Source organism: Pantoea sp. 22096, assembly GCF_052045955.1.
In the GTDB taxonomy this organism is placed as follows: domain Bacteria; phylum Pseudomonadota; class Gammaproteobacteria; order Enterobacterales; family Enterobacteriaceae; genus Pantoea; species Pantoea alfalfae.
Genome location: NZ_JBQEPW010000002.1, coordinates 1 through 17,783 on the forward strand (window position 1 = coordinate 1; position 17,783 = coordinate 17,783).

Annotated in this window: 16 protein-coding genes and 3 pseudogenes; 8 read left to right on the forward strand and 11 right to left on the reverse strand. The window is 56.4% G+C overall.

Going from position 1 to position 17,783, the window contains the following annotated elements; genetic code table 11:
- Positions 1 to 511 (reverse strand): annotated as a pseudogene (locus tag ACTJKZ_RS10300) (hypothetical protein); the annotation flags it as partial.
- Positions 512 to 1,020: 509 nt separating this feature from the next.
- Here ACTJKZ_RS10300 and ACTJKZ_RS10305 point away from each other — a divergent pair.
- From ACTJKZ_RS10305 to ACTJKZ_RS10315, 3 genes and pseudogenes are all read left to right on the forward strand, one after another.
- Positions 1,021 to 1,287, forward strand: coding sequence for a hypothetical protein (locus ACTJKZ_RS10305; protein ID WP_440829525.1), 267 nt, complete (start codon positions 1,021 to 1,023; stop codon positions 1,285 to 1,287).
- Positions 1,288 to 1,721: 434 nt separating this feature from the next.
- Positions 1,722 to 2,020: pseudogene (locus tag ACTJKZ_RS10310) on the forward strand (hypothetical protein).
- 49 nt (positions 2,021 to 2,069) lie between these two features.
- Positions 2,070 to 2,446: pseudogene (locus ACTJKZ_RS10315) on the forward strand (RidA family protein).
- Between the two features lie 25 nt (positions 2,447 to 2,471).
- Here the strand turns inward: ACTJKZ_RS10315 and ACTJKZ_RS10320 are convergent.
- From ACTJKZ_RS10320 to ACTJKZ_RS10330, 3 genes are read right to left on the reverse strand one after another with little or no spacing between them, the layout of a single operon-like run.
- On the reverse strand, positions 2,472 to 2,999 hold the full coding sequence (locus tag ACTJKZ_RS10320) for a DUF4865 family protein (RefSeq protein ID WP_440829526.1): 528 nt from the start codon (positions 2,997 to 2,999) through the stop codon (positions 2,472 to 2,474).
- Positions 2,996 to 3,385 (reverse strand): tautomerase family protein, encoded by a 390-nt coding sequence (locus ACTJKZ_RS10325; RefSeq protein ID WP_440829527.1) that lies wholly within the window; start codon positions 3,383 to 3,385, stop codon positions 2,996 to 2,998. Before ACTJKZ_RS10325 ends, ACTJKZ_RS10320 begins: the two co-directional genes overlap by 4 nt.
- A complete protein-coding gene (locus tag ACTJKZ_RS10330) occupies positions 3,385 to 3,690 on the reverse strand; it encodes a carboxymuconolactone decarboxylase family protein (protein ID WP_161736861.1) in 306 nt (101 codons plus the stop codon). The genes ACTJKZ_RS10325 and ACTJKZ_RS10330 overlap by 1 nt, the downstream gene beginning before the upstream one ends.
- A gap of 96 nt (positions 3,691 to 3,786) precedes the next feature.
- Between ACTJKZ_RS10330 and ACTJKZ_RS10335 the strand changes: the two genes are divergently transcribed.
- Positions 3,787 to 4,668, forward strand: a complete 882-nt coding sequence (locus ACTJKZ_RS10335) for a LysR substrate-binding domain-containing protein (RefSeq protein WP_440829677.1) — start codon at positions 3,787 to 3,789, stop codon at positions 4,666 to 4,668.
- Between the two features lies 1 nt (position 4,669).
- On the opposite strand, the gene ACTJKZ_RS10340 is transcribed toward ACTJKZ_RS10335, so the two are convergent.
- Both ACTJKZ_RS10340 and ACTJKZ_RS10345 read right to left on the reverse strand, forming a co-directional pair.
- Positions 4,670 to 5,215, reverse strand: coding sequence for a TetR/AcrR family transcriptional regulator (locus ACTJKZ_RS10340; protein WP_253417926.1), 546 nt, complete (start codon positions 5,213 to 5,215; stop codon positions 4,670 to 4,672).
- Positions 5,216 to 5,609: 394 nt separating this feature from the next.
- Positions 5,610 to 6,158 (reverse strand): GNAT family N-acetyltransferase, encoded by a 549-nt coding sequence (locus ACTJKZ_RS10345; protein ID WP_161736859.1) that lies wholly within the window; start codon positions 6,156 to 6,158, stop codon positions 5,610 to 5,612.
- Positions 6,159 to 6,430: 272 nt separating this feature from the next.
- Between ACTJKZ_RS10345 and ACTJKZ_RS10350 the strand changes: the two genes are divergently transcribed.
- A complete protein-coding gene (locus tag ACTJKZ_RS10350; RefSeq protein ID WP_222925626.1) occupies positions 6,431 to 7,048 on the forward strand; it encodes a pyridoxamine 5'-phosphate oxidase family protein in 618 nt (205 codons plus the stop codon).
- A gap of 40 nt (positions 7,049 to 7,088) precedes the next feature.
- Here ACTJKZ_RS10350 and ACTJKZ_RS10355 read toward each other — a convergent pair whose 3' ends face one another.
- The 3 genes from ACTJKZ_RS10355 to ACTJKZ_RS10365 all read right to left on the reverse strand — a co-directional run bounded on the left by ACTJKZ_RS10355 (position 7,089) and on the right by ACTJKZ_RS10365 (position 8,405).
- Positions 7,089 to 7,481, reverse strand: coding sequence for a VOC family protein (locus tag ACTJKZ_RS10355; RefSeq protein ID WP_222925643.1), 393 nt, complete (start codon positions 7,479 to 7,481; stop codon positions 7,089 to 7,091).
- Positions 7,482 to 7,767: 286 nt separating this feature from the next.
- The gene (locus tag ACTJKZ_RS10360; protein WP_222925627.1) at positions 7,768 to 8,133 is read right to left on the reverse strand and encodes a type II toxin-antitoxin system PemK/MazF family toxin; all 366 of its coding nucleotides are present in this window, start codon (positions 8,131 to 8,133) and stop codon (positions 7,768 to 7,770) included.
- Positions 8,133 to 8,405 (reverse strand): AbrB/MazE/SpoVT family DNA-binding domain-containing protein, encoded by a 273-nt coding sequence (locus tag ACTJKZ_RS10365; RefSeq protein WP_033735365.1) that lies wholly within the window; start codon positions 8,403 to 8,405, stop codon positions 8,133 to 8,135. Before ACTJKZ_RS10365 ends, ACTJKZ_RS10360 begins: the two co-directional genes overlap by 1 nt.
- 152 nt (positions 8,406 to 8,557) lie before the next feature.
- On the opposite strand from ACTJKZ_RS10365, the gene ACTJKZ_RS10370 reads away from it, so the two are divergent.
- Positions 8,558 to 9,751 carry an MFS transporter gene (locus tag ACTJKZ_RS10370; RefSeq protein WP_440829528.1) on the forward strand — a complete coding sequence of 398 codons (1,194 nt, stop codon included), beginning with the start codon at positions 8,558 to 8,560 and terminating at the stop codon, positions 9,749 to 9,751.
- Positions 9,752 to 9,857: 106 nt separating this feature from the next.
- Positions 9,858 to 14,372, forward strand: coding sequence for an ATP-dependent helicase (locus tag ACTJKZ_RS10375; protein WP_440829529.1), 4,515 nt, complete (start codon positions 9,858 to 9,860; stop codon positions 14,370 to 14,372).
- Here the strand turns inward: ACTJKZ_RS10375 and ACTJKZ_RS10380 are convergent.
- Entirely contained in the window at positions 14,356 to 15,285 is a 930-nt protein-coding gene (locus ACTJKZ_RS10380) for a LysR family transcriptional regulator (protein WP_253417904.1), read from the reverse strand. The genes ACTJKZ_RS10375 and ACTJKZ_RS10380 overlap by 17 nt on opposite strands.
- Before the next feature lie 95 nt (positions 15,286 to 15,380).
- On the opposite strand from ACTJKZ_RS10380, the gene ACTJKZ_RS10385 reads away from it, so the two are divergent.
- Entirely contained in the window at positions 15,381 to 16,235 is an 855-nt protein-coding gene (locus tag ACTJKZ_RS10385) for an aldo/keto reductase family oxidoreductase (protein WP_222925631.1), read from the forward strand.
- A 39-nt stretch (positions 16,236 to 16,274) separates the two neighbouring features.
- On the opposite strand, the gene ACTJKZ_RS10390 is transcribed toward ACTJKZ_RS10385, so the two are convergent.
- Positions 16,275 to 17,774 (reverse strand): alpha/beta hydrolase, encoded by a 1,500-nt coding sequence (locus ACTJKZ_RS10390; protein WP_253417900.1) that lies wholly within the window; start codon positions 17,772 to 17,774, stop codon positions 16,275 to 16,277.
- Between the last annotated feature and the right edge of the window lie 9 nt (positions 17,775 to 17,783).

Below are 17,783 nucleotides of genomic sequence, written 5' to 3' on the forward strand. Positions count from 1 at the left end.
AAAGCGGCCGCAGCAGGAACTCGGCCCAGGTGGTGTCCACGCCGTGCGGCAGGGCCGCCATGAACGCGTCCGTTTCGGCGCGGTAGTCTTCGCCCGTCAGATCAAAGGCCCGGTTTATGTAGTAGGTGTCAACCGGGATGCCGTTTTCGGCGGCGTAAACCAGTGCATCAAAGGTGATGCCCAGCAGCGCCTCCATCACAGGCCTGCTCATGAAGGCGCTCCCGGTCTGGCAGGCCGCGTGCGCCTGCGCAAACAGCCAGCGCAGCTCGGCGGGCTTTACTGTCTGGCGTCCGAACGTTTCCCCGCGGACCAGCTTGCGGTAAAGCGCCTCCCGGGTGCCGGCGGGATTGGCCTGCAGGGCAAAAAAGGCATCATCCGGGGAGGTGGACTTCAGTGCGCCGTCGAGCAGCCGTTCGGTCAGGGCGTTGACCGAGGTGTCCTCGACCGACGCACGGGACTTAAGGCTTTCAATGAGTTTTTTCGGGAACCGTAATGTCAGCTGACTCAGCATGAGGCTTTTTCCTGTATCGTTATAAAATTAGATATCAGAATGCACCAGTCTCTTTAAAAAATCACTCTCTATGTATTTAAGACATGATGTCATAAATGTGCGGCTACGTTACCGCTATGGGATTTTCCGGCCTCGGATCCGAAAAAAGGCAGCACCGGATCTTTCTTCCCTGGTGGCGGTTTTTTGCGCATGGCACTACATATCGTGTCTCTGTCATCTGCATTAACCACTACATATGGTGTGATGACGTGAGCCAGGGCCGTCTGCGCCGGGCTTTTCCCCGCCCCGCCGCCGTGTTACGCTTCCGGTTAATGCTATAAATTGAAAAAGTCGGATCATGACAGGATGGGCATCAAGTAATTTCGAGTGGTTTATTTAAGCAAACTATTGGTAACCAGGAATAAAATAAGCACACTCATATTATCTTTGATTAATTTTTACATATTGAGTAAATCAGCCCTTCTGTAAGAACGCTATGAATCCTCCGGAAAACTGTTACGTTCGAATCCATGAAAGCCCATGATGATTTCAGCTACGCCTTCGAGAAAATCCTGTACGGAATTACTTCCTCTGTAAAGAGAGACGCAGACTTCGCGAACGGAACCGCGCTGAAAATATTCAGCAGAAAATATGCGGAGTTCCGTCAGGTGCTGAGCGACGCAGGTGAACTCGGTGACCACGAGTGCGATCTGGACACGTTTGCGCATGGCATTGACGTTCTGCAGGGCTATTTTGACGGCACTACCGGCGGCCTGACCGAGCGCCTGCCGGTATAGTATTGCATCATCTGATTTCGCTGTCCGACCCGCAGTACGTGGACCAGCAAGAGCTGATGGTCTCCACACCGAAATTTTTGCTTAGGCGCTGTCATGCTGAGACCGACCGTACCGAGAAAAGTCAGGCTCTGGGCCGTGACAGACATCGCAGTGTGCATCTGGCTGAACGAGGCTGGACGGGATTACATTTTCATTACTTTTCAGCAGTAGCTACGCCATGCATATGCTCTATGCGGACATTCCAATGAGGATGCTGCAGAGCATGATGTGGCACAAAAGCGTTAATTCGACAAATGTCTATAAGAAGGTATTTGCGTTGGCGGCAGGGTGCAGGGTGCAGGGTGCAGGGTGCAAGTTCAGATACTATCGCCATACTGAAAAGGGTATGAGGCTGTTAATCATACGAAAACAAGTGTTATAAATGGCTAAAATATATTCTTCCGCTGCTGCTTATCCTCGCCCTAGCTGGCTTTTAATCCCGCACGACAGTGAGGAAGACAAAGCGTATTACGTCGCGGTGTTCTGCGCAATTGATCACCAAGGTCAGCAGCCGTTCGACCAGCAGATGCGAAATGTTATTGAAGGCGGCAATTCTGACTATGCGCTGCAGAAAATAGCCTATAAACCGCGGCTGGGACGCAGCGTGATTGGCCGCTGGGAGCAACTGAAAGCCGATGAGCAACAGCGCGCCGCGCAGGATAATGTTGTCTGCCAGCAACTGCTGATGCGCTAAGTGGTGGCGGAGAGTAATGTCTGATGATTCACATAATGAAGGAGAAAATATGACCCTGCCAGAACGCAAAAATTACCCGCCACTGGACGAAGTAAAAGCGCCTTATGTCCACGCAGTGAAACATGACGCGACGCTGTATGTCTCAGGACTAACCGCTTTCGGTACGGCGGCTCAGCAGGGAGACATGCCTGACAGGCAGAAGCCATTTTTAATCAACTCAGGGCGGTTGCCGCGGCTGAGAATACGTCGCTCGCAGCGCTGCTGAAAGTCACGATATTCATCACCTCTTTCACAGAGATCACCGCGCTGCGGGAAGTGCTTTATCGCAACTACGGCGAACATCTGCCCGCCAGCTCGCTGGTACAGGTCAGCGGACTGTTCTCCGCTGACCTGCGCATAGAGATTGAAGCCATTTTTGCCCTCTGAATGGCACTCCGCATCAACGCCGCTGCTACAGCCGCAGATCTGCAGCGGCAGCGCCTCGCGCCAGATAACCGATGCGATAGACCTCCGGACCGGACGCTGGTCGCTGCTGAGATGCGTTAACCGTTAATCCCTGCCAGCGGGTCACATCCCAGGCGCTGAAGCCTGCTTTCACCGGCAGTGCTGCCAGGTTCGTATGTGGCGAAATCGTCCAGCGGTTTAGTGTCATAAAACGGGCTTCAGCCAGATTAGTGATGAAAGTCGATTCCTCAAACGCCAGCCAGCTTTCGATGATCGGCCAGCCAAAATCCCTGACCAGCGTCGCAAAGCCCGGGCTTTGCAGGAAACGCTGCATGCCACTCGCCTCTCGCCAGAAATAGAGCGGCGCATAGCGATTTTCATTGAGTACTCCATCCTCACGGCAGGCGTAAAGATACGCTTTTGCCACCAGCCCTGGAAAGCCATCCAGCCGGGCTCCGTTCAGACTGATGCGCTGTTCGATGATGCCCATGTCGTAGTCAGCGGGCAGCGTAAAGCGATAGTGCATGATAATCATAACGCCGCCTGTGCCAGCATCCGGCCGCCGCTAAAGCTCCACTCTTCGGTGCTGTTAAACTGAATGATGATCATCACATCATCAGGATCGATTGCCATCTTTGTCTGAAGTGCCACGCAAAGTGCGTGATAAAAGCGTTGCTTCTGTTGCCGGGAACGCGAACGGCCTGCCGTTATCTGAAATAGCACGAAATTTTCGCTGCGGCCTCCGCTGAGATAACGGCGATCAAACACACGCTGAGAGCCAGGCAGCATCTCAATGATCTGAAAACAGTCCTGCTCTGGAACGTCAAATTCTGCGACCAGCGCCTGCTGCAGCAGCGTGGAGAGAAGATGAAGATCTGCATCGCTGTAACCTTGCCGCAAGGTGATCCGGGTGAAGGGCATCAGTGATTATCCTCCAGATAGCTCAGCGCGGTAACGGCAGCAGGCCAGCCTGCATAAAATGCCAGATGCGTGAAGCTCTCCACCAGTTCATCCAGCGTCAGTCCATTTTGCCGGGCGTAGTTAATGTGCCACGGCAACTGCTGGACGCGTCCCAGCGCAGTTAGGGTTGCCAGCGTCAGCAGGCTGCGCTCACGTGATGACAGCAGGCCGCGCTGCCAGATATCATCAAACAGCACCTGCTGCGTCAGTTCAGCCAGTTTTGGCGCGCGCTGCGCCAGTGTTTCCCGATCCAGTGATTTTTTCATTGCACGCTCCTCGTTGGTCAGAGAGAGTGTCACTCAGCCCGTTAATCCTGAAAATCAAATTAATCAGCATCCACTATCCTCATTTTAAGGACAATGATGAACACAGTACCGGAATCGCTCGATATGGATGCGCTGCGCAGTTTCGTGGCGGGTATTGATGCGGGCAGCTTTGCTCTTGCGGCACAGCACCTCTGCCGGTCAACCTCAGCCGTCAGTGCGCAGCTTAAAAAACTCGAGCAGCAATGCGGTACCGCGCTGGTGATGAAAAAAGGGCGGCATCTGCAATTAACCCGCAGTGGCGAGCAGTTGATGAGTTACGCAAGACGTCTGTTGTCACTGAACGATGAGACCTTGCGGGCCGTGAAAGGCGAGGCATTGCAGGGCGAAATTCGCATCGGCATGCAGGAGGATTTTGGCGAGGCGCTGATGCCTGCCATTCTCGGCGCGTTTAACCGGCAGCATCCGGGCGTGATGCTGACCGCTCGCGTCGACAGAAATCTGGCGCTCTTAACGGCACTGGCTCGTCATGAGCTGGATTTAGCGCTCCTGTGGCAGGCGGAACAGCAATCCGGCACGCAGGTGATCGGTCAGTGTCCGTTAGTCTGGATACAGCATCCGGCATTTGATCTGGCGGGGATTCTGCAGCGTGGCGAACCGCTGCCGCTGGTGGCATTTGAGGCGCCTTGTGTGATGCGAACCCGCGCTACCGGGGCGCTGGATAAGGCAGGCATTCCGTGGCGCGTGGTGTTTACCAGTCACAGTCTTAGCGGCATCTGGGCCGCGCTGCAGGCCGGGCTGGGTATCACCCTGCGCACCCGCGCGGGGTTGCCGGAGGGGCTGGTGACAGAATCACAGCGACTGCCGCAGCCTGGCCATCTGGGTATTGCGCTGGCCCGCTCAGACCAGAGTGACGATCCCGCTCGTGCGCTGTTGCAGCACCTGATCACCGAAGCCGCCCTGCCCTACGTTCAGGGCTGAGTTAAAATGCCTGCTGAATCAGCAACGAACAGTATTCCGCTGAAACGTCACGATCACCAAACAGTATGTGGAACATCACGGGCGCGACAGCGACATCGACGAGGCGATCAACGTCAAAACCCGCTTCGTCGCGCGCGATGGCCCGGTTATTCAGGGTTTCAAGATGCTGATAGGTGAATCCACAGCATTTATGGCTGGCCGCTTCAGCATGACTGCCAATCACATCGGCAAGCAGTTCACGACCCACTTTCGAGGACATCTCTTCAGCATACTGCTGAAGGAACGCGGTGAGATCGCCGATCATCGAGCCGGTATCTTCCGGATCGGCAATCGGTCGCATCCTCGCCACGGCCACATCCGCCAGCAACTGGGCCAGATCGCCCCAGCGTCGATAAATCGTGGAGGGTGTTACGCCTGCCTGTTCGGCGATCATCGGTACGGTAATGGCGGAACGATCCCGCGTTTCCAGTAGCCGGTTAACGGTATCATGCACTTCCGCCTGAATACGGGCGCTGCGCCCACCCTGCCGAATCATCTCCCTCGCCATCTCGTTCTCCTGCTTTTTCAGCGTCAACGTTTTGGTTAACGCAACGATGTTGCATTAACAGATAGCGGCAGTGTACCGCATCTCTGGCTGAGCAGGCGCTAAAGTGTGCGATCGGGCGTGTGACACTCAGGGCTGAAGTTTACTCAGGCCTGCTTTGACCGGCTCTCCGCTGAAATGAGACGAACGGTTGTCTGATGCGCCTATCCACAACAAACTGACTGCCATTACCGCTGAAATAAAAATCGTACGAATATCCATAAATCCTCCCCTGAGTAAGGCGGTTAAGGTAATCCAGTGAGCAGGAAAGTAATCGCGGGATAAGAGAGGGTTTCTCAGAGGTTTAAGGCAGTAAGAGGACGCAGACAAAACTGCGCCCGACTCGCAAAGAGGAAAATCAGACGTTAAGCGCGTTACCAGCGTCAAGCCATTCACGTCGGCTGAGGGCATACATCAGGCTGGGAGGCAGCCCTTCGAGATCGTTAACCTTTTTCAAAAACGTTAAGCCTGCTTTTTCCAACACCCGGCGCGAAGCCAGATGGTTTTCACGCACCACGCCCGTGATGACGCTGAGTCCGGCCTCCTCAAATCCGTAGCGAATGGCTCTGCGTGAAAGCTCAGTGGCATATCCTTTACTCCAGGCATCTGGCTCAAACCGGTAGCCGAGATTATTAGTCTGACGGCCGTCAAACTGGCTTCTGAAGACGCCACCAAAGCCGATAATTTTTTCCGGATGGGCTTTCTCGAATATTGTCCAGTCGCCGAAACCCTGATTCCGGTAGCTATCCTGTATGCGCTCCATGGCCTGAACAGCAAATTCCCTGTCAGGCCACGGGCCTCGCGGGTTAAATTTATGCGTTTCCGGGTCGCCATAAATTCTGAAAAGGTCGTCAAGATCCTCACGAAGGGTAAATCTGTAGAGCAACCGCTCTGATTCCCAAAACATCCTTTGCTCCTTTTGGATACTGATCAGGTTAATCCTTTATATCAGCAGGTTGTTCTGATACCAACACTTGGGTTTAACAGGTCTGGCCCGGTAATCCCTTTCTGTCTAGCCGGGATTGACGGATCACAGTGAATAGTGATCACAAAGGACGACGCAGTGGCTCTGACTCTGCAGTTATTGGTGTTAAAGTCCTGGTTAAACCTGCGCGTCGGATCTGTGGTGTCTTATCGTCAGCGTCCTGAGGATCTGATCAATAAAAGGAAAGTGCAAACATGCCTGAACAGAACAGCTTAGTGACGGAACTGACCGAACTTGAACGTCTTTACGGCACTGTCGCCCGGCCTTCTGTGGCTAAGGTGACCGATCATATTCATCCCGCCTATCGTCCGTTTATAGCCGCCTCGCCTTTTGTGGCGCTGGCAACATCGGGACCGGAGGGGCTGGATGTTTCACCGCGCGGCGATCCGGCCGGATTTATCGAAATCGAAGATGATTACACCCTGCTGCTGCCGGACAGACGTGGCAATAATCGCATCGACAGCCTGCGTAATATTTTAAATGACAATCGGGTTGCGCTACTTTTTCTCATCCCCGGCATCGGCGAAACGCTACGTGTGAACGGTACGGCGGCGATCAGTACCGACCCGGCGCTGCTTGAGCGCTTTGCGGTCAACAATCAGCAGCCCAAAACCGTGCTGCGCATCCACGTGGAGAGCGTTTTCTTTCAGTGCAGCCGGGCGATTATCCGCTCCGGGTTATGGAATGCTGAAACGCAGATTGCGCGGCAGTCGCTGCCCAGCACCGGCTCGATTCTGAAACAGATTGCGGAAATCGATGGCGATGCCTATGACAAAGCGCTGCCAGAGCGATTAAAGAACTCGCTTTACTGATCGCCGTTGGTGACCAGCCGATCCTGCCCTTGCGAGAGTGTTACGCAATGCTCTCCAGTATCTGCTTTGCCTGAAGGTAGTCGTAAGAGGTCACTTCAATCTTATTATCACTGAGATCGCTGAAATAGACGGACATCGACACGTCGTGGTCACTGACGCTGAAAGGGATTTTATTCTTACTGAGTACAGGCAGGAGTTCGTTAAAGGATGACGCGGCCACCCCGAAAGCTACCGTGTGACCAGGTGGCTGGGATTTTCTGAGGAAAAGAGAGAGGGATGCACTGTTATTCCTGATGACAAGTGGACCGCCCTGCTCAAACCAGAAGTACAGTGCATCATCGCGGGAAAAGCTCAGGATTTCGTTATACCATTGTTCTGCCTGCTCAATATTTTCAACGTAAAGATGGATATGATCGATCTCAGCTATCTTCATCATCTGGCTCCATGATTGTTTTTAACAGTGAGACTGGTCGAAACAGTATTGATAGACAACCCGCAGAGCACATAAAAACACGTTGCAGGAAAGAGACAGAGAAGAATAAAGGACAATGGCCTGACGAGAAAAAACACAGGCGAAGGAGGCAATTGAGGAGCATCACGCTTTAGTGGCTATGACGCTTTCATCAGGTCACACACTTACAGTTTAAATGAGGCCTGTATGCCTTCCCGGATTGAATAAATCAGTAATTTATTAAAATCTTGCTGTCGCAGAGTTTTATTTATCGCGGGTCGATAAGGTCTATAACCAGAGGCAATATTTCATCCATAACATATGGCTCTACCCTGGCAGCATAGCTTGCCTTACGCGCTATCAGGTCAAGCGAACGCACCTGATAACACAGCGCCACGCCGGTCACCTTGCCAGTATCTGTGCTGTTACCGTCCAGAAACACAGTGACTCCCTGTGAGCGCGACGCAACGCCGCCGCTTATTACCGGCACACAAACTGCCGTCCCCAGAGCTGCAACTAACTCGCGCTGAGAGATAACAAGATAATAATGCGGCCCTTTAAACTCACGCCCTTCAACCGGATCGCCATTAACGTGCCAGATTTCGCCCTTCTGCGGCACCCTCCTTGAAACCATCAGATATGCTCCCTTCCCTGCGGCGCGTCATTCAGTCCGTCGACGGCCTCGTCGTTATAACTCTGGATTTCCAGCTGATCAATACCGGCCAGCAACTGAGCAACGGTCCGGCGTCCGCGTGGTACACGCGTAACCGGCACTATATTGACGGATTCGCCCTCAGCGGTCACGTCCAGCTCAATGCCGACGGTCCAGCCTGCTCTGGCAGCAATCTCACTGGGGATAGTCAGCACGACAGCTCCGCCCTGCTGACGAAGTTTTGTTGATGCCATGCGTCCTCCGGTGTGTAACTTAGTAACACATAGCTTAGCATAAGGTGATACTAAGTCACATCGCAATAAACGTTAAAGCAAAGATATTGCATTAAGCTCAGAATCACCGTATACCTTATTAAAAGCTAATCCTTTGCATTAAGGCGACTCCCATGAACCCCATCCTGACAGCGCAGGCGGCTACCCGCACCACGCTTTTTAGCTTTACCGGTGCGGCGCTGATCTCAGCCACCAGCAGTGCGCCAACGCCGCTCTACCCGCTTTATCGCAGCCTGTTTCATCTGACGCCGACCATGCTGACGCTGATCTTTGGTGCTTATGCTTTCGCGTTGCTGGCCGCGCTGCTGACGGTGGGTAAAGTGTCGGATTATACTGGCCGACGTCCGCTGATGCTGCTGGCACTGGCGATTAACGTGGTCGCGCTGATGATCTTTATGGTGGCCAGTTCGGCCCCAACCCTGATTGCCGCCCGACTGGTACAGGGCTTTGCTACGGGTATTGCACTGCCGACCTTCGGTGCCAGCCTGATTGACGCCAGTAAAACCCGAGGACCCCTGCTCAATTCGTTCACCGCGTTTCTCGGGATGACGCTCGGCACGCTGACAGGTGGCATTCTGGTTAGCTTTGCCCCTTTCCCTACGGTCACGGTTTACGCGCTGCTGATGGTGCTGATGATAGTCGCGATGGCGCTTCTGCCACTGATACCTGAAACGATTGCGCCTCAGCCTGGGGTACTGGCCGCGCTACGGCCTCAGGTCAGCATTCCGCGACGCGCACTGGGCCCGTTGCTGAAGGTGACGCCGGTGAACATCGCAACATGGATGCTGGGCGGATTTTATCTGTCACTGATGCCCACGATGGTGGCAAATGCAACCGGCCTGACATCGCCGTTTATCGGCGGCTCGATTGTGGCAACGCTGATGCTAAGTGCAACAGCAGCCGTATTACTCTTTCGTCCGTTGCCGCCCGCGCGGGCATTAGTTATTGGAACCCTTATGCTGATGGCGGGTGTCGGTGTCACACTGACAGGCCTTTCCCTGCACAGCGTGGCCCTGCTCTATATCGGCACCGCCATTGCGGGTCAGGGGTTTGGATCGATTTTCTCCAGCATGCTGAAGATCATTATGCCGTTAGCAGAGAGTCATGAACGGGCCGGGTTGTTCTCCGCTTTTTTGATCAAAAGCTATCTCGCCTTTGCCCTGCCCGCGATTGCGGCCGGTATTGCCGCACCCCATATCGGGCTGACCAACACCGCCTGGCTCTATGGCATGACCATTATTATGCTGGCGCTGGTGTCACTCCTGGCGGTCAGAGGTCGCGCTTTAGCTGGCACGGCCTGTTCTTAAACACCACTGATGCGGCCAGAGATCGGCCGCGTCATCCACAAACGGCGATTTTCACTTACACTCAACGGATTAATTCCAGGCGCAGTCACTGCGCGATGCCGTGAGTATGATGTCGAAATCCCAGTCTGATACGGTCCTAGCCCGTTTTTCACCCGCCATCCGACGCTGGTTTTCTGCTGCCTTTGCTGCGCCGACGCCGGTGCAAAAGGCGGCCTGGCAGGCGATTGCCAGTGGAGAGCATGCGCTGGTGATCGCGCCTACCGGTTCCGGAAAAACACTGGCGGCCTTTTTGACTGCCATCGACACGCTGTTTCAGGTCAGAACTGACCAGCCTGCTCCCACACGCGAAACGACCACCCGCATTCTCTATATTTCACCGGTCAAAGCGCTGGCAGCCGACGTGCAGCGCAACCTGAATCTGCCGCTGACAGGCGTTTACGCCGAGCGGCAGGCGCTGAATGAGCCAGAAATCACGCTGAATATCGGGATGCGATCCGGTGATACCCCCAGCGCGGAGCGCGCCAGGTTGTTACGTCGCCCGCCCGATATCCTGATCACCACACCCGAATCGCTGTTTCTGATGCTGACTTCCAAAGCACGCACCACGCTACAGGGCGTCACCACGGTTATTGTTGATGAGGTGCATGCGGTGGCGGGTTCAAAGCGCGGTTCCCAGCTGGCGCTGAGCCTGGAGCGGCTGGACGCGCTGCTGCCACAGCCCGCCCAGCGCATCGGGCTTTCTGCCACGGTGCGACCGGTTGAACGGGTAGCGGCCTTTCTCGGCGGCTGTCAGCCGGTTCAGGTGGTTAATCCTGCCGCCGATCGCACGCTGCACCTGACGATCGAAGTGCCGGTTGAGGATATGACCGATATTGCCAGCGCCGATGACCTGACCGGTGAAGCGAGCACTGCAAGCGGATCGATCTGGCCACATATCGAAGCGCGCATTCTGCAGCAGGTAATGGCCCATCGCGCCACGCTGGTGTTTGTGAATTCGCGCGGCCTGGCAGAAAAGCTGACGGCGCGGCTCAATGCGCGTTATCTGGCGAAGCAAACCGCTGATGAACGGGATGCAGAGCGCGCCGACGAAATTATAGTCCGATCACACCACGGTTCCGTCTCAAAAGAGCAGCGAGGCGAGATTGAAGCTGCCCTGAAGCAGGGCAGACTGCGCTGCGTGGTGGCGACCTCCAGCCTGGAACTGGGCATTGATATGGGGCCGGTGGATCTGGTGATTCAGGTCGGCGCGCCGCTGTCAGTCGCCAGCGCCCTGCAGCGTGTGGGTCGCGCCGGACATCAGGTTGGCGGCATCTCCACCGGCATCCTGTTTCCCCGCACCCGGCGTGATCTGCTGGATTCAGCCGTGATATTACAGTCGATGCGGGCGGGTCACCTCGATGCGCTGGCTCCGCCCCGTAACCCGCTCGATATTCTGGCGCAGCAAACGCTGGCGGCGGTGGCAATGGATCCTTTGCAGGCCGATGATTGGTATGCGCAGGTCTGCCGGGCCGATCCATTTCGCACTCTCTCCCGTCGGCTGTTTGATGCCACGCTGGATATGCTGGCGGGTAAATTTCCGTCAGATGCCTTTGCTCAGCTGCGGCCACAGCTGGTATGGGATCGCCAGAGCGGACTGCTGACGGCGCGACCTGGTGCTCAGAATCTGGCCGTGACCAGCGGCGGTACCATTCCCGATCGCGGCATGTTCAGCGTCATCCTGCCCGAAGGCGAAGAGCAGGCGGGCTCTCGTCGGGTCGGCGAGCTGGATGAAGAGATGGTCTATGAGTCTCGGGTCAACGACATCATTACTCTGGGGGCAACGTCGTGGCGCATTCAGCAGATCACGCACGATCAGGTGCTGGTGGTTCCCGCGCCAGGCCGTCCCGCCCGTTTGCCCTTCTGGCGCGGTGAGGGCATTGGCCGTTCTGCCGATTCAGGTGCCAGCCTCGGGATGTTTCTGCGTCACCTGAACAGTGCTTCACCGGATGCTGCGCAACAGCAGCTGCACGCGCTGGGGCTGAATGCCCGTGCAGTGACAAATCTGCTGGCTTTGCTGGCTGAACAACGTGTCGCGACCGGCGTACTGCCCGACGATCGCACGTTACTGATTGAACGCTGCCGGGACGAAACTGACGACTGGCGGCTGATTCTGCACTCGCCATGGGGAAAGCGGGTCAATGCGCCCTGGGCGCTGGCAATTGCCGCCCGGATCCAGCATCGCCTGGGTATTGATGCATCCGTCGCAGCCAGCGATGACGGCATCGTAGCCCGCTTTCCCGCCAGCGAAGGGCATCTGCCCGGCGCTGACCTGTTTATATTCGACGCCGACCAGCTCACTCAGGACGTTACGGAGAGTGTCGGGCAATCAGCACTGTTCGCTGCCCGCTTCCGGGAGTGTGCCTCTCGCGCACTGCTGCTGCCGAGGCGCAATCCGGGTAAGCGCTCACCACTCTGGCAGCAGCGGCTGCGCGCCGGTCAGTTGCTAGCCGTCGCCCGACAGTATGATGATTTCCCTATCCTGATCGAAACCGCACGCGAATGCCTGCAGGATGTGTACGATCTGCCTGCCCTGCACCAGCTGATGGAACAGCTGGCACAGGGAGACGTAAAGCTGGTTGAGGTGATGACCGAACAGCCCTCTCCTTTCGCCGCTCCACTGTTGTTTGGCTATGTCGCAGAATTTATCTACGCCAGCGATGCTCCACAGGCTGAACGACGAGCCTCACTGCTGACGCTCGACAGTAATCTGCTGGGTGAACTGCTCGGCCAGACCAGCAAGCGTGATTTGCTGGCACCTGACGTGGTTGAGCAGGTCGGACAGGAACTGCAGCGCATTGATTCCCGCTATCAGGCACAGCACGCCGAAGGCATTATCGATCTGCTGCGCGACCTCGGTCCGCTCTCCGTTGCCGGTATTTCGGCGCGATTCAGTGGCAATCACCAGCAAATCGCAGAAGCCGTGTCGCAGTTTGCTGCCGCCCGGCGCGTGATCCCGGTGACGGTCGCTGGTGAAGCTCGCTGGGCCGTAATTGATGATGCGGCTCGCCTGCGCGATGCGCTGGGCACTGAGCTGCCTGACGATCTGCCCGACACATTTCTGGAGACGCAGACCGATCCACTACGCGATCTGGCGAACCGCTACGCTCGCACCCATACGCTGTTCACCGCCCGACAGTTGGCAACTCATTTGGGACTGGGTGTAGCCGTAGTGAATACGGTACTGCTACGCCTGTATCAACAAGGTAGCCTGCTGAACACAGATACGGCAGCGGACACATCGGAAACGGAGTGGGTTTCCTCAGAGATCTTCAAAAGGTTGCGCTTACGTTCACTGCAATCAGCACGCGAAGCAACCCGGCCGGTTTCACCCGCCGCCTGGGTCAGCCTGTTGCTGACGCGGCATGGCCTGATTAACCACGCGCATCAGGGTGTCAGCGGGCTGCTGCGGGTGATAGAGCAACTGGCGGGCGTGCCATTACCTGCTTCTCTGTGGGAGTCACAAATCCTGCGCGCCAGGATTGCCGACTATCAGCCTGCGATGCTCGACGAATTGTTAGCCAGTGGCGAAGTGATCTGGTGCGGACATAGAGCGCAGGGACAGAATGATGGTCTGATCTCGCTGCACCTCACCGAATTCGCTGCTGAGACGCTGCCGGAGGCAGACGCCACACTCCCTCTTACGCCAACCCAGCAGGCGATGATCGACGCACTGAGCCGCGGCGGCGCATGGTTTGTTCATGAGATTATGGCGCAGATGGGCGCACCAGAGACACAACCCACCGACGTCTATGACGTCCTGTGGCAACTGGTGTGGCGAGGGTATGTCACGGCAGATAGCTGGATTGCGGTACGTGGGCTGCTGACCACGCCCGGCGTGACCCGTTCACGACCAGCACGCACTCTGCGCACCCGCTTTGGACAGCGCTTTACGCCTGGTGCTTTGCCCGCACGGCGGCCAGCGGTCAATACGCTGGCCGGGCGCTGGTCAAAGATTAACCGGCAGGAAATTGCGCCTGCCCGACTGGCTCTCTCGCTGGCAGAAAATCTGCTTGATCGTTATGGGGTGATCACGCGAGGCAGTGCAGTTTCAGAGCAGATCCCCGGTGGGTTTCCGGCATTGCAGCCCGTACTGCGCAGCATGGAAGATGCCGGGCGACTGCTGCGCGGACAGTTTGTTGCCGGGTCAGGTGGTGCGCAGTTTGCTGACCACCAGACCATTGAGCAGCTTCGGGCGCTGGCCGAAGCCCCGGCCAGTGGTACTGAGGCGGTGGCGCTGGCTGCACTCGACCCCGCCAATCCGTTTGGCGCGATGCTGAGCTGGCCGCTTCATGCCAGCGGCATACGCCCGACGCGTCGTCAGGGCGCGCGGGTCGTGATCGCCGGCGGCGCGCTGATGCTCTTTCTGGCACCAGGAGGAAAAGAGTTGCTGATGTTCAGCGACGACCTCGCACAGCTTGAGACCGCAGTCGCGGCGCTGGGCGTGGCGCTGAAACGTGAAAAGCCCGCAAGTTTTACGCTGGAGACGGTAGATGGTAAAGCGGTATCGCAGTCACCGCTGCTTAACGCATTGCGACACGCCGGTTTTTCACGGGTGCCGCAGGGATTTAGCTGGTATAGCTGACAGGTTTTTCGCGCGCATTTATTTCGCGCACAAAATCGATAAACGCCTGAAGCGGAGCCGGAATCAGACGGCGATCGTTGTAGTAAAGCCACGGACCGGAAAAGGTCAGCCACCAGGGTTGCAGTAGCGGTTCCAGCCTGCCGTTGTCCAGGGCCGGTCTGAGCCACTCATCAAACAGATAGATCACACCACTTCCGGCAATCGCGGCCTCTACAGCCAGATCCATTGCCCCGCCGACGGACACCACCAGCGGCCCGCGAGTTTCAACGCTGATCTCTTTCCCTTCGCGGCTGAATGTCCAGTCAGCCATGATGCCGCTGGCATAACGGCCACGCAGACAACGATGATGGATCAGATCGCGAGGGTGAGCCGGTCGGCCATGTTCCGCAAGATAAGCCGGAGAGGCGGCCAGCGCGAACCGCTGCTGACGGGGGCCAATGGGCATCGCCACCATATCCTGCTCCAGCCGCTCATCATAACGAATCCCGGCGTCGCAGCCGTCACGAAAGACATCCTGCACGCTGCTCTCAGCCACGATTTCCAGCTGAATATCGGGATAGCGCCGCAGAAATTCCGGTACCAGCCCGGGCAAGACCAGCCGGGTGGCGCTAACCGGGACATTCAGCCGCAGCGTGCCGCCTGGCATGTTGCGATAGCGATTCACCGCATCGAGCGCGGCATTAACTTCATTCATGGCGGGCAACAGACGTTCCATCAGCGCCCTGCCCGCTTCAGTTAATACTACCGTGCGTGTCGTCCGGTGAAACAGTCGGATACCCAGCTGCTGTTCTGCCCGCCGCACCGCATCGCTCAGGCGTGACGCGTTGCTGCCTGTAATACGAGCGGCTTCCCGAAATCCTCCCGCTTTTGCCACCGCCACGACAGCATCCAGCAGCGCCATATCGATTGCCATTGTGCATCATCCCGTACAGTCTGTCCTGATTTCACCGGATAGTTGCACAGCTAAATCACCGTTACAATTGATCTACATTCACGCAGGAGGTTTTCATGTCAGACATCACCATGACTTATCCGTTAGGCGATCGTGAAGTTAACCGTCTCGGCTACGGCGCAATGCAGCTGGCCGGGCCAGGCGTATTCGGGCCGGTAAAAGATGAAGCAAAGGCAATTCAGGTTTTACGCGACGCCATTGCGGCAGGTGTTAATCATATCGACACCAGCGACTTTTATGGCCCGCACGAAACCAATCAGTTAATCAAAAAGGCGCTCCATCCTTATCCGCAGAATCTGACAATTGTGACCAAGGTGGGTGCACGCCGCGATGCAAAAGGCGGCTGGCTGGCGGCGATGGAACCTGAAGCGCTGACTCAGGCGGTGGAAGATAACCTGCGCAATCTGGGGCTGGACGTGATTGAAGTGGTGAACCTGCGCAGTATGCTGCATCCGGCGAAGCCCAAAGAGGGTTCTCTGGCCCCCCAGCTGGAGTCGCTGCTGGCGTTACAGACGCGCGGGCTGATTCGGCATATTGGCCTGAGCAACGTCACTGCCACGCAAATTGCTGAAGCCCAGGCGATGACGCCCATTGTCTGCGTGCAGAATATGTATAACCTGGCGCATCGACAGGATGACGGGCTAGTGGATCAGCTGGCGCAGCAGGGCATCGCTTATGTGCCGTTTTTTCCGCTCGGCGGCTTCTCCCCATTACAGTCGGATCGGCTCAATGATGTTGCTGCGTCACTGAATGCGACCCCGATGCAGGTCGCGCTGGCCTGGCTGCTGAGGCGCTCGCCCAATATTCTGTTGATTCCCGGCACTTCCTCACCGCAACACCTCAAAGAGAATCTGGCCAGTGGCAGCCTGCAACTGTCGGATGAGGTAATGGAAAAGCTGAACGCGATATAATCACAGGCCCGCATGTTGCGGGCCTGTGGCTTTATTGATTCAGAAACTGCTGAGGCAGGTGGCCAGTTGCGGCTTATCACTGCAACCGATGTGGTGATCGATTCGGTTAATCATGTAAGGGTAAAACGGGTTAGAGGTCGCGCGCATAATCGAGTCCAGCCCCACAATCAGCACTGCACTCTCGCCGCGCAGTGACAACGTACCAAAACTGATACCAAACTCATTTTTCTTCGCAGGCGCACTGCCGTAAAGACCATCCTCAGCCGGGAACGGGATCGCCACGTGCGACAGCGAGTAAAGCCCGGCCGGATAGTTGATGGCCAGTGGCTGAATCCGCTCCTGAATCTCACCGGCAGGCACGCTTTTGGTCACCATTTCCAGCGACGTGGCGGCAGCATTGGTTATCACCGTGGAGGAATAATGCCGACGGGCCGCGGGTAAGAGCTGATTAACTGCCGTGTAAGAGGAGTGGCGGAATAACGGGCTGACGCTGACCGCCTGATTGATATCGAACAGCACCAGTTCGCTGCCGTTCACTGGCAGATAGTTATAGAGCGAGCGGATGACCGACGGCGTACTGACGGTGGAATCCATCACCGACTGAAAGGTCAGCACGGGCGGGAAACCTGAGAGCTGCTGATTACGCGCGTAGTGCTGGATCTCTTTCTGCAGCGCCTGCGTCAGCAAATAGGTCTGCCGGGCAGCGTGCACCGGAAAAGAGTTATATTTAAACGGATTAAACTCCGGCACGATATTCAGCCAGGCTGTTTTCGAGAAGGCCGGGAAAACAGAGGGCAATCCGGCAATCCCGGCAAACCGCGCAAAACGGGTGACACCGATCATCGGTGATAACAGAATCAGCTGCTGCGGACGACGCAACGTGGCGTCGCCCAGACTGTCGAGCGCATATTTTACCGCCAGCGCCCCACCGTTAGAGAATCCCACCAGATGCAGCGGCGTCTGAGTGCCCGCCAGACGGGTTGCTTCGCGCACCGCTAAGCGTGTAGCCGCCATCCAGTCCTGCCAGTCCACATCAGTCAGGCCAGCAGGCACCGTCCCGTGACCCGGTAACCTTATCGCTACGGCCACATAACCCTGCTGGCGATAGGTTTCTGCGATATGACGCAGACTGTAAGGACTGTCGGTCAGACCATGTAACAGCACCACAGCACCGCGCGGCCTGCCCTCTGGTTGCAGAATATAGGAACGGTTCCAGTCCTGGGTGAAATGGCCCGGATAGATCATGCTGCCGGAGAAATATCGGTTGAGCGGAGTTTTCTCATCCGCATCCAGTTTGTCAGTGACCTGGTGCTTCATCTCATCAAACAGATGATGTTCAGCGTTAAGATAATCGGTGTAACCGGCTTTATCGAGCTGTTCAACTGTCAGCTCATGTGGAATCCAGGTGTGCCAGCGATGTAATTCCGGGCCACGTTCCGCCTCATAGATGCGAATAATCAGTAGCAGCAATAACAGCAAACCCACGATAAGCATTGAACGCCAGAGTCTGCGCGTGGCAGTTTTAAACTTCCGGGCCATAAATCCTTT

Excerpts from the sequence above, each read along its gene's own strand:
- ACTJKZ_RS10305 (WP_440829525.1), top strand. The coding sequence starts at position 1,021 with ATGAAAGCCCATGATGATTTCAGCTACGCCTTCGAGAAAATCCTGTAC.
- ACTJKZ_RS10320 (WP_440829526.1), bottom strand. The coding sequence starts at position 2,999 with ATGATTATCATGCACTATCGCTTTACGCTGCCCGCTGACTACGACATG.
- ACTJKZ_RS10325 (WP_440829527.1), bottom strand. The coding sequence starts at position 3,385 with ATGCCCTTCACCCGGATCACCTTGCGGCAAGGTTACAGCGATGCAGAT.
- ACTJKZ_RS10330 (WP_161736861.1), bottom strand. The coding sequence starts at position 3,690 with ATGAAAAAATCACTGGATCGGGAAACACTGGCGCAGCGCGCGCCAAAA.
- ACTJKZ_RS10335 (WP_440829677.1), top strand. The coding sequence starts at position 3,787 with ATGAACACAGTACCGGAATCGCTCGATATGGATGCGCTGCGCAGTTTC.
- ACTJKZ_RS10340 (WP_253417926.1), bottom strand. The coding sequence starts at position 5,215 with ATGGCGAGGGAGATGATTCGGCAGGGTGGGCGCAGCGCCCGTATTCAG.
- ACTJKZ_RS10345 (WP_161736859.1), bottom strand. The coding sequence starts at position 6,158 with ATGTTTTGGGAATCAGAGCGGTTGCTCTACAGATTTACCCTTCGTGAG.
- ACTJKZ_RS10350 (WP_222925626.1), top strand. The coding sequence starts at position 6,431 with ATGCCTGAACAGAACAGCTTAGTGACGGAACTGACCGAACTTGAACGT.
- ACTJKZ_RS10355 (WP_222925643.1), bottom strand. The coding sequence starts at position 7,481 with ATGAAGATAGCTGAGATCGATCATATCCATCTTTACGTTGAAAATATT.
- ACTJKZ_RS10360 (WP_222925627.1), bottom strand. The coding sequence starts at position 8,133 with ATGGTTTCAAGGAGGGTGCCGCAGAAGGGCGAAATCTGGCACGTTAAT.
- ACTJKZ_RS10365 (WP_033735365.1), bottom strand. The coding sequence starts at position 8,405 with ATGGCATCAACAAAACTTCGTCAGCAGGGCGGAGCTGTCGTGCTGACT.
- ACTJKZ_RS10370 (WP_440829528.1), top strand. The coding sequence starts at position 8,558 with ATGAACCCCATCCTGACAGCGCAGGCGGCTACCCGCACCACGCTTTTT.
- ACTJKZ_RS10375 (WP_440829529.1), top strand. The coding sequence starts at position 9,858 with ATGATGTCGAAATCCCAGTCTGATACGGTCCTAGCCCGTTTTTCACCC.
- ACTJKZ_RS10380 (WP_253417904.1), bottom strand. The coding sequence starts at position 15,285 with ATGGCAATCGATATGGCGCTGCTGGATGCTGTCGTGGCGGTGGCAAAA.
- ACTJKZ_RS10385 (WP_222925631.1), top strand. The coding sequence starts at position 15,381 with ATGTCAGACATCACCATGACTTATCCGTTAGGCGATCGTGAAGTTAAC.
- ACTJKZ_RS10390 (WP_253417900.1), bottom strand. The coding sequence starts at position 17,774 with ATGGCCCGGAAGTTTAAAACTGCCACGCGCAGACTCTGGCGTTCAATG.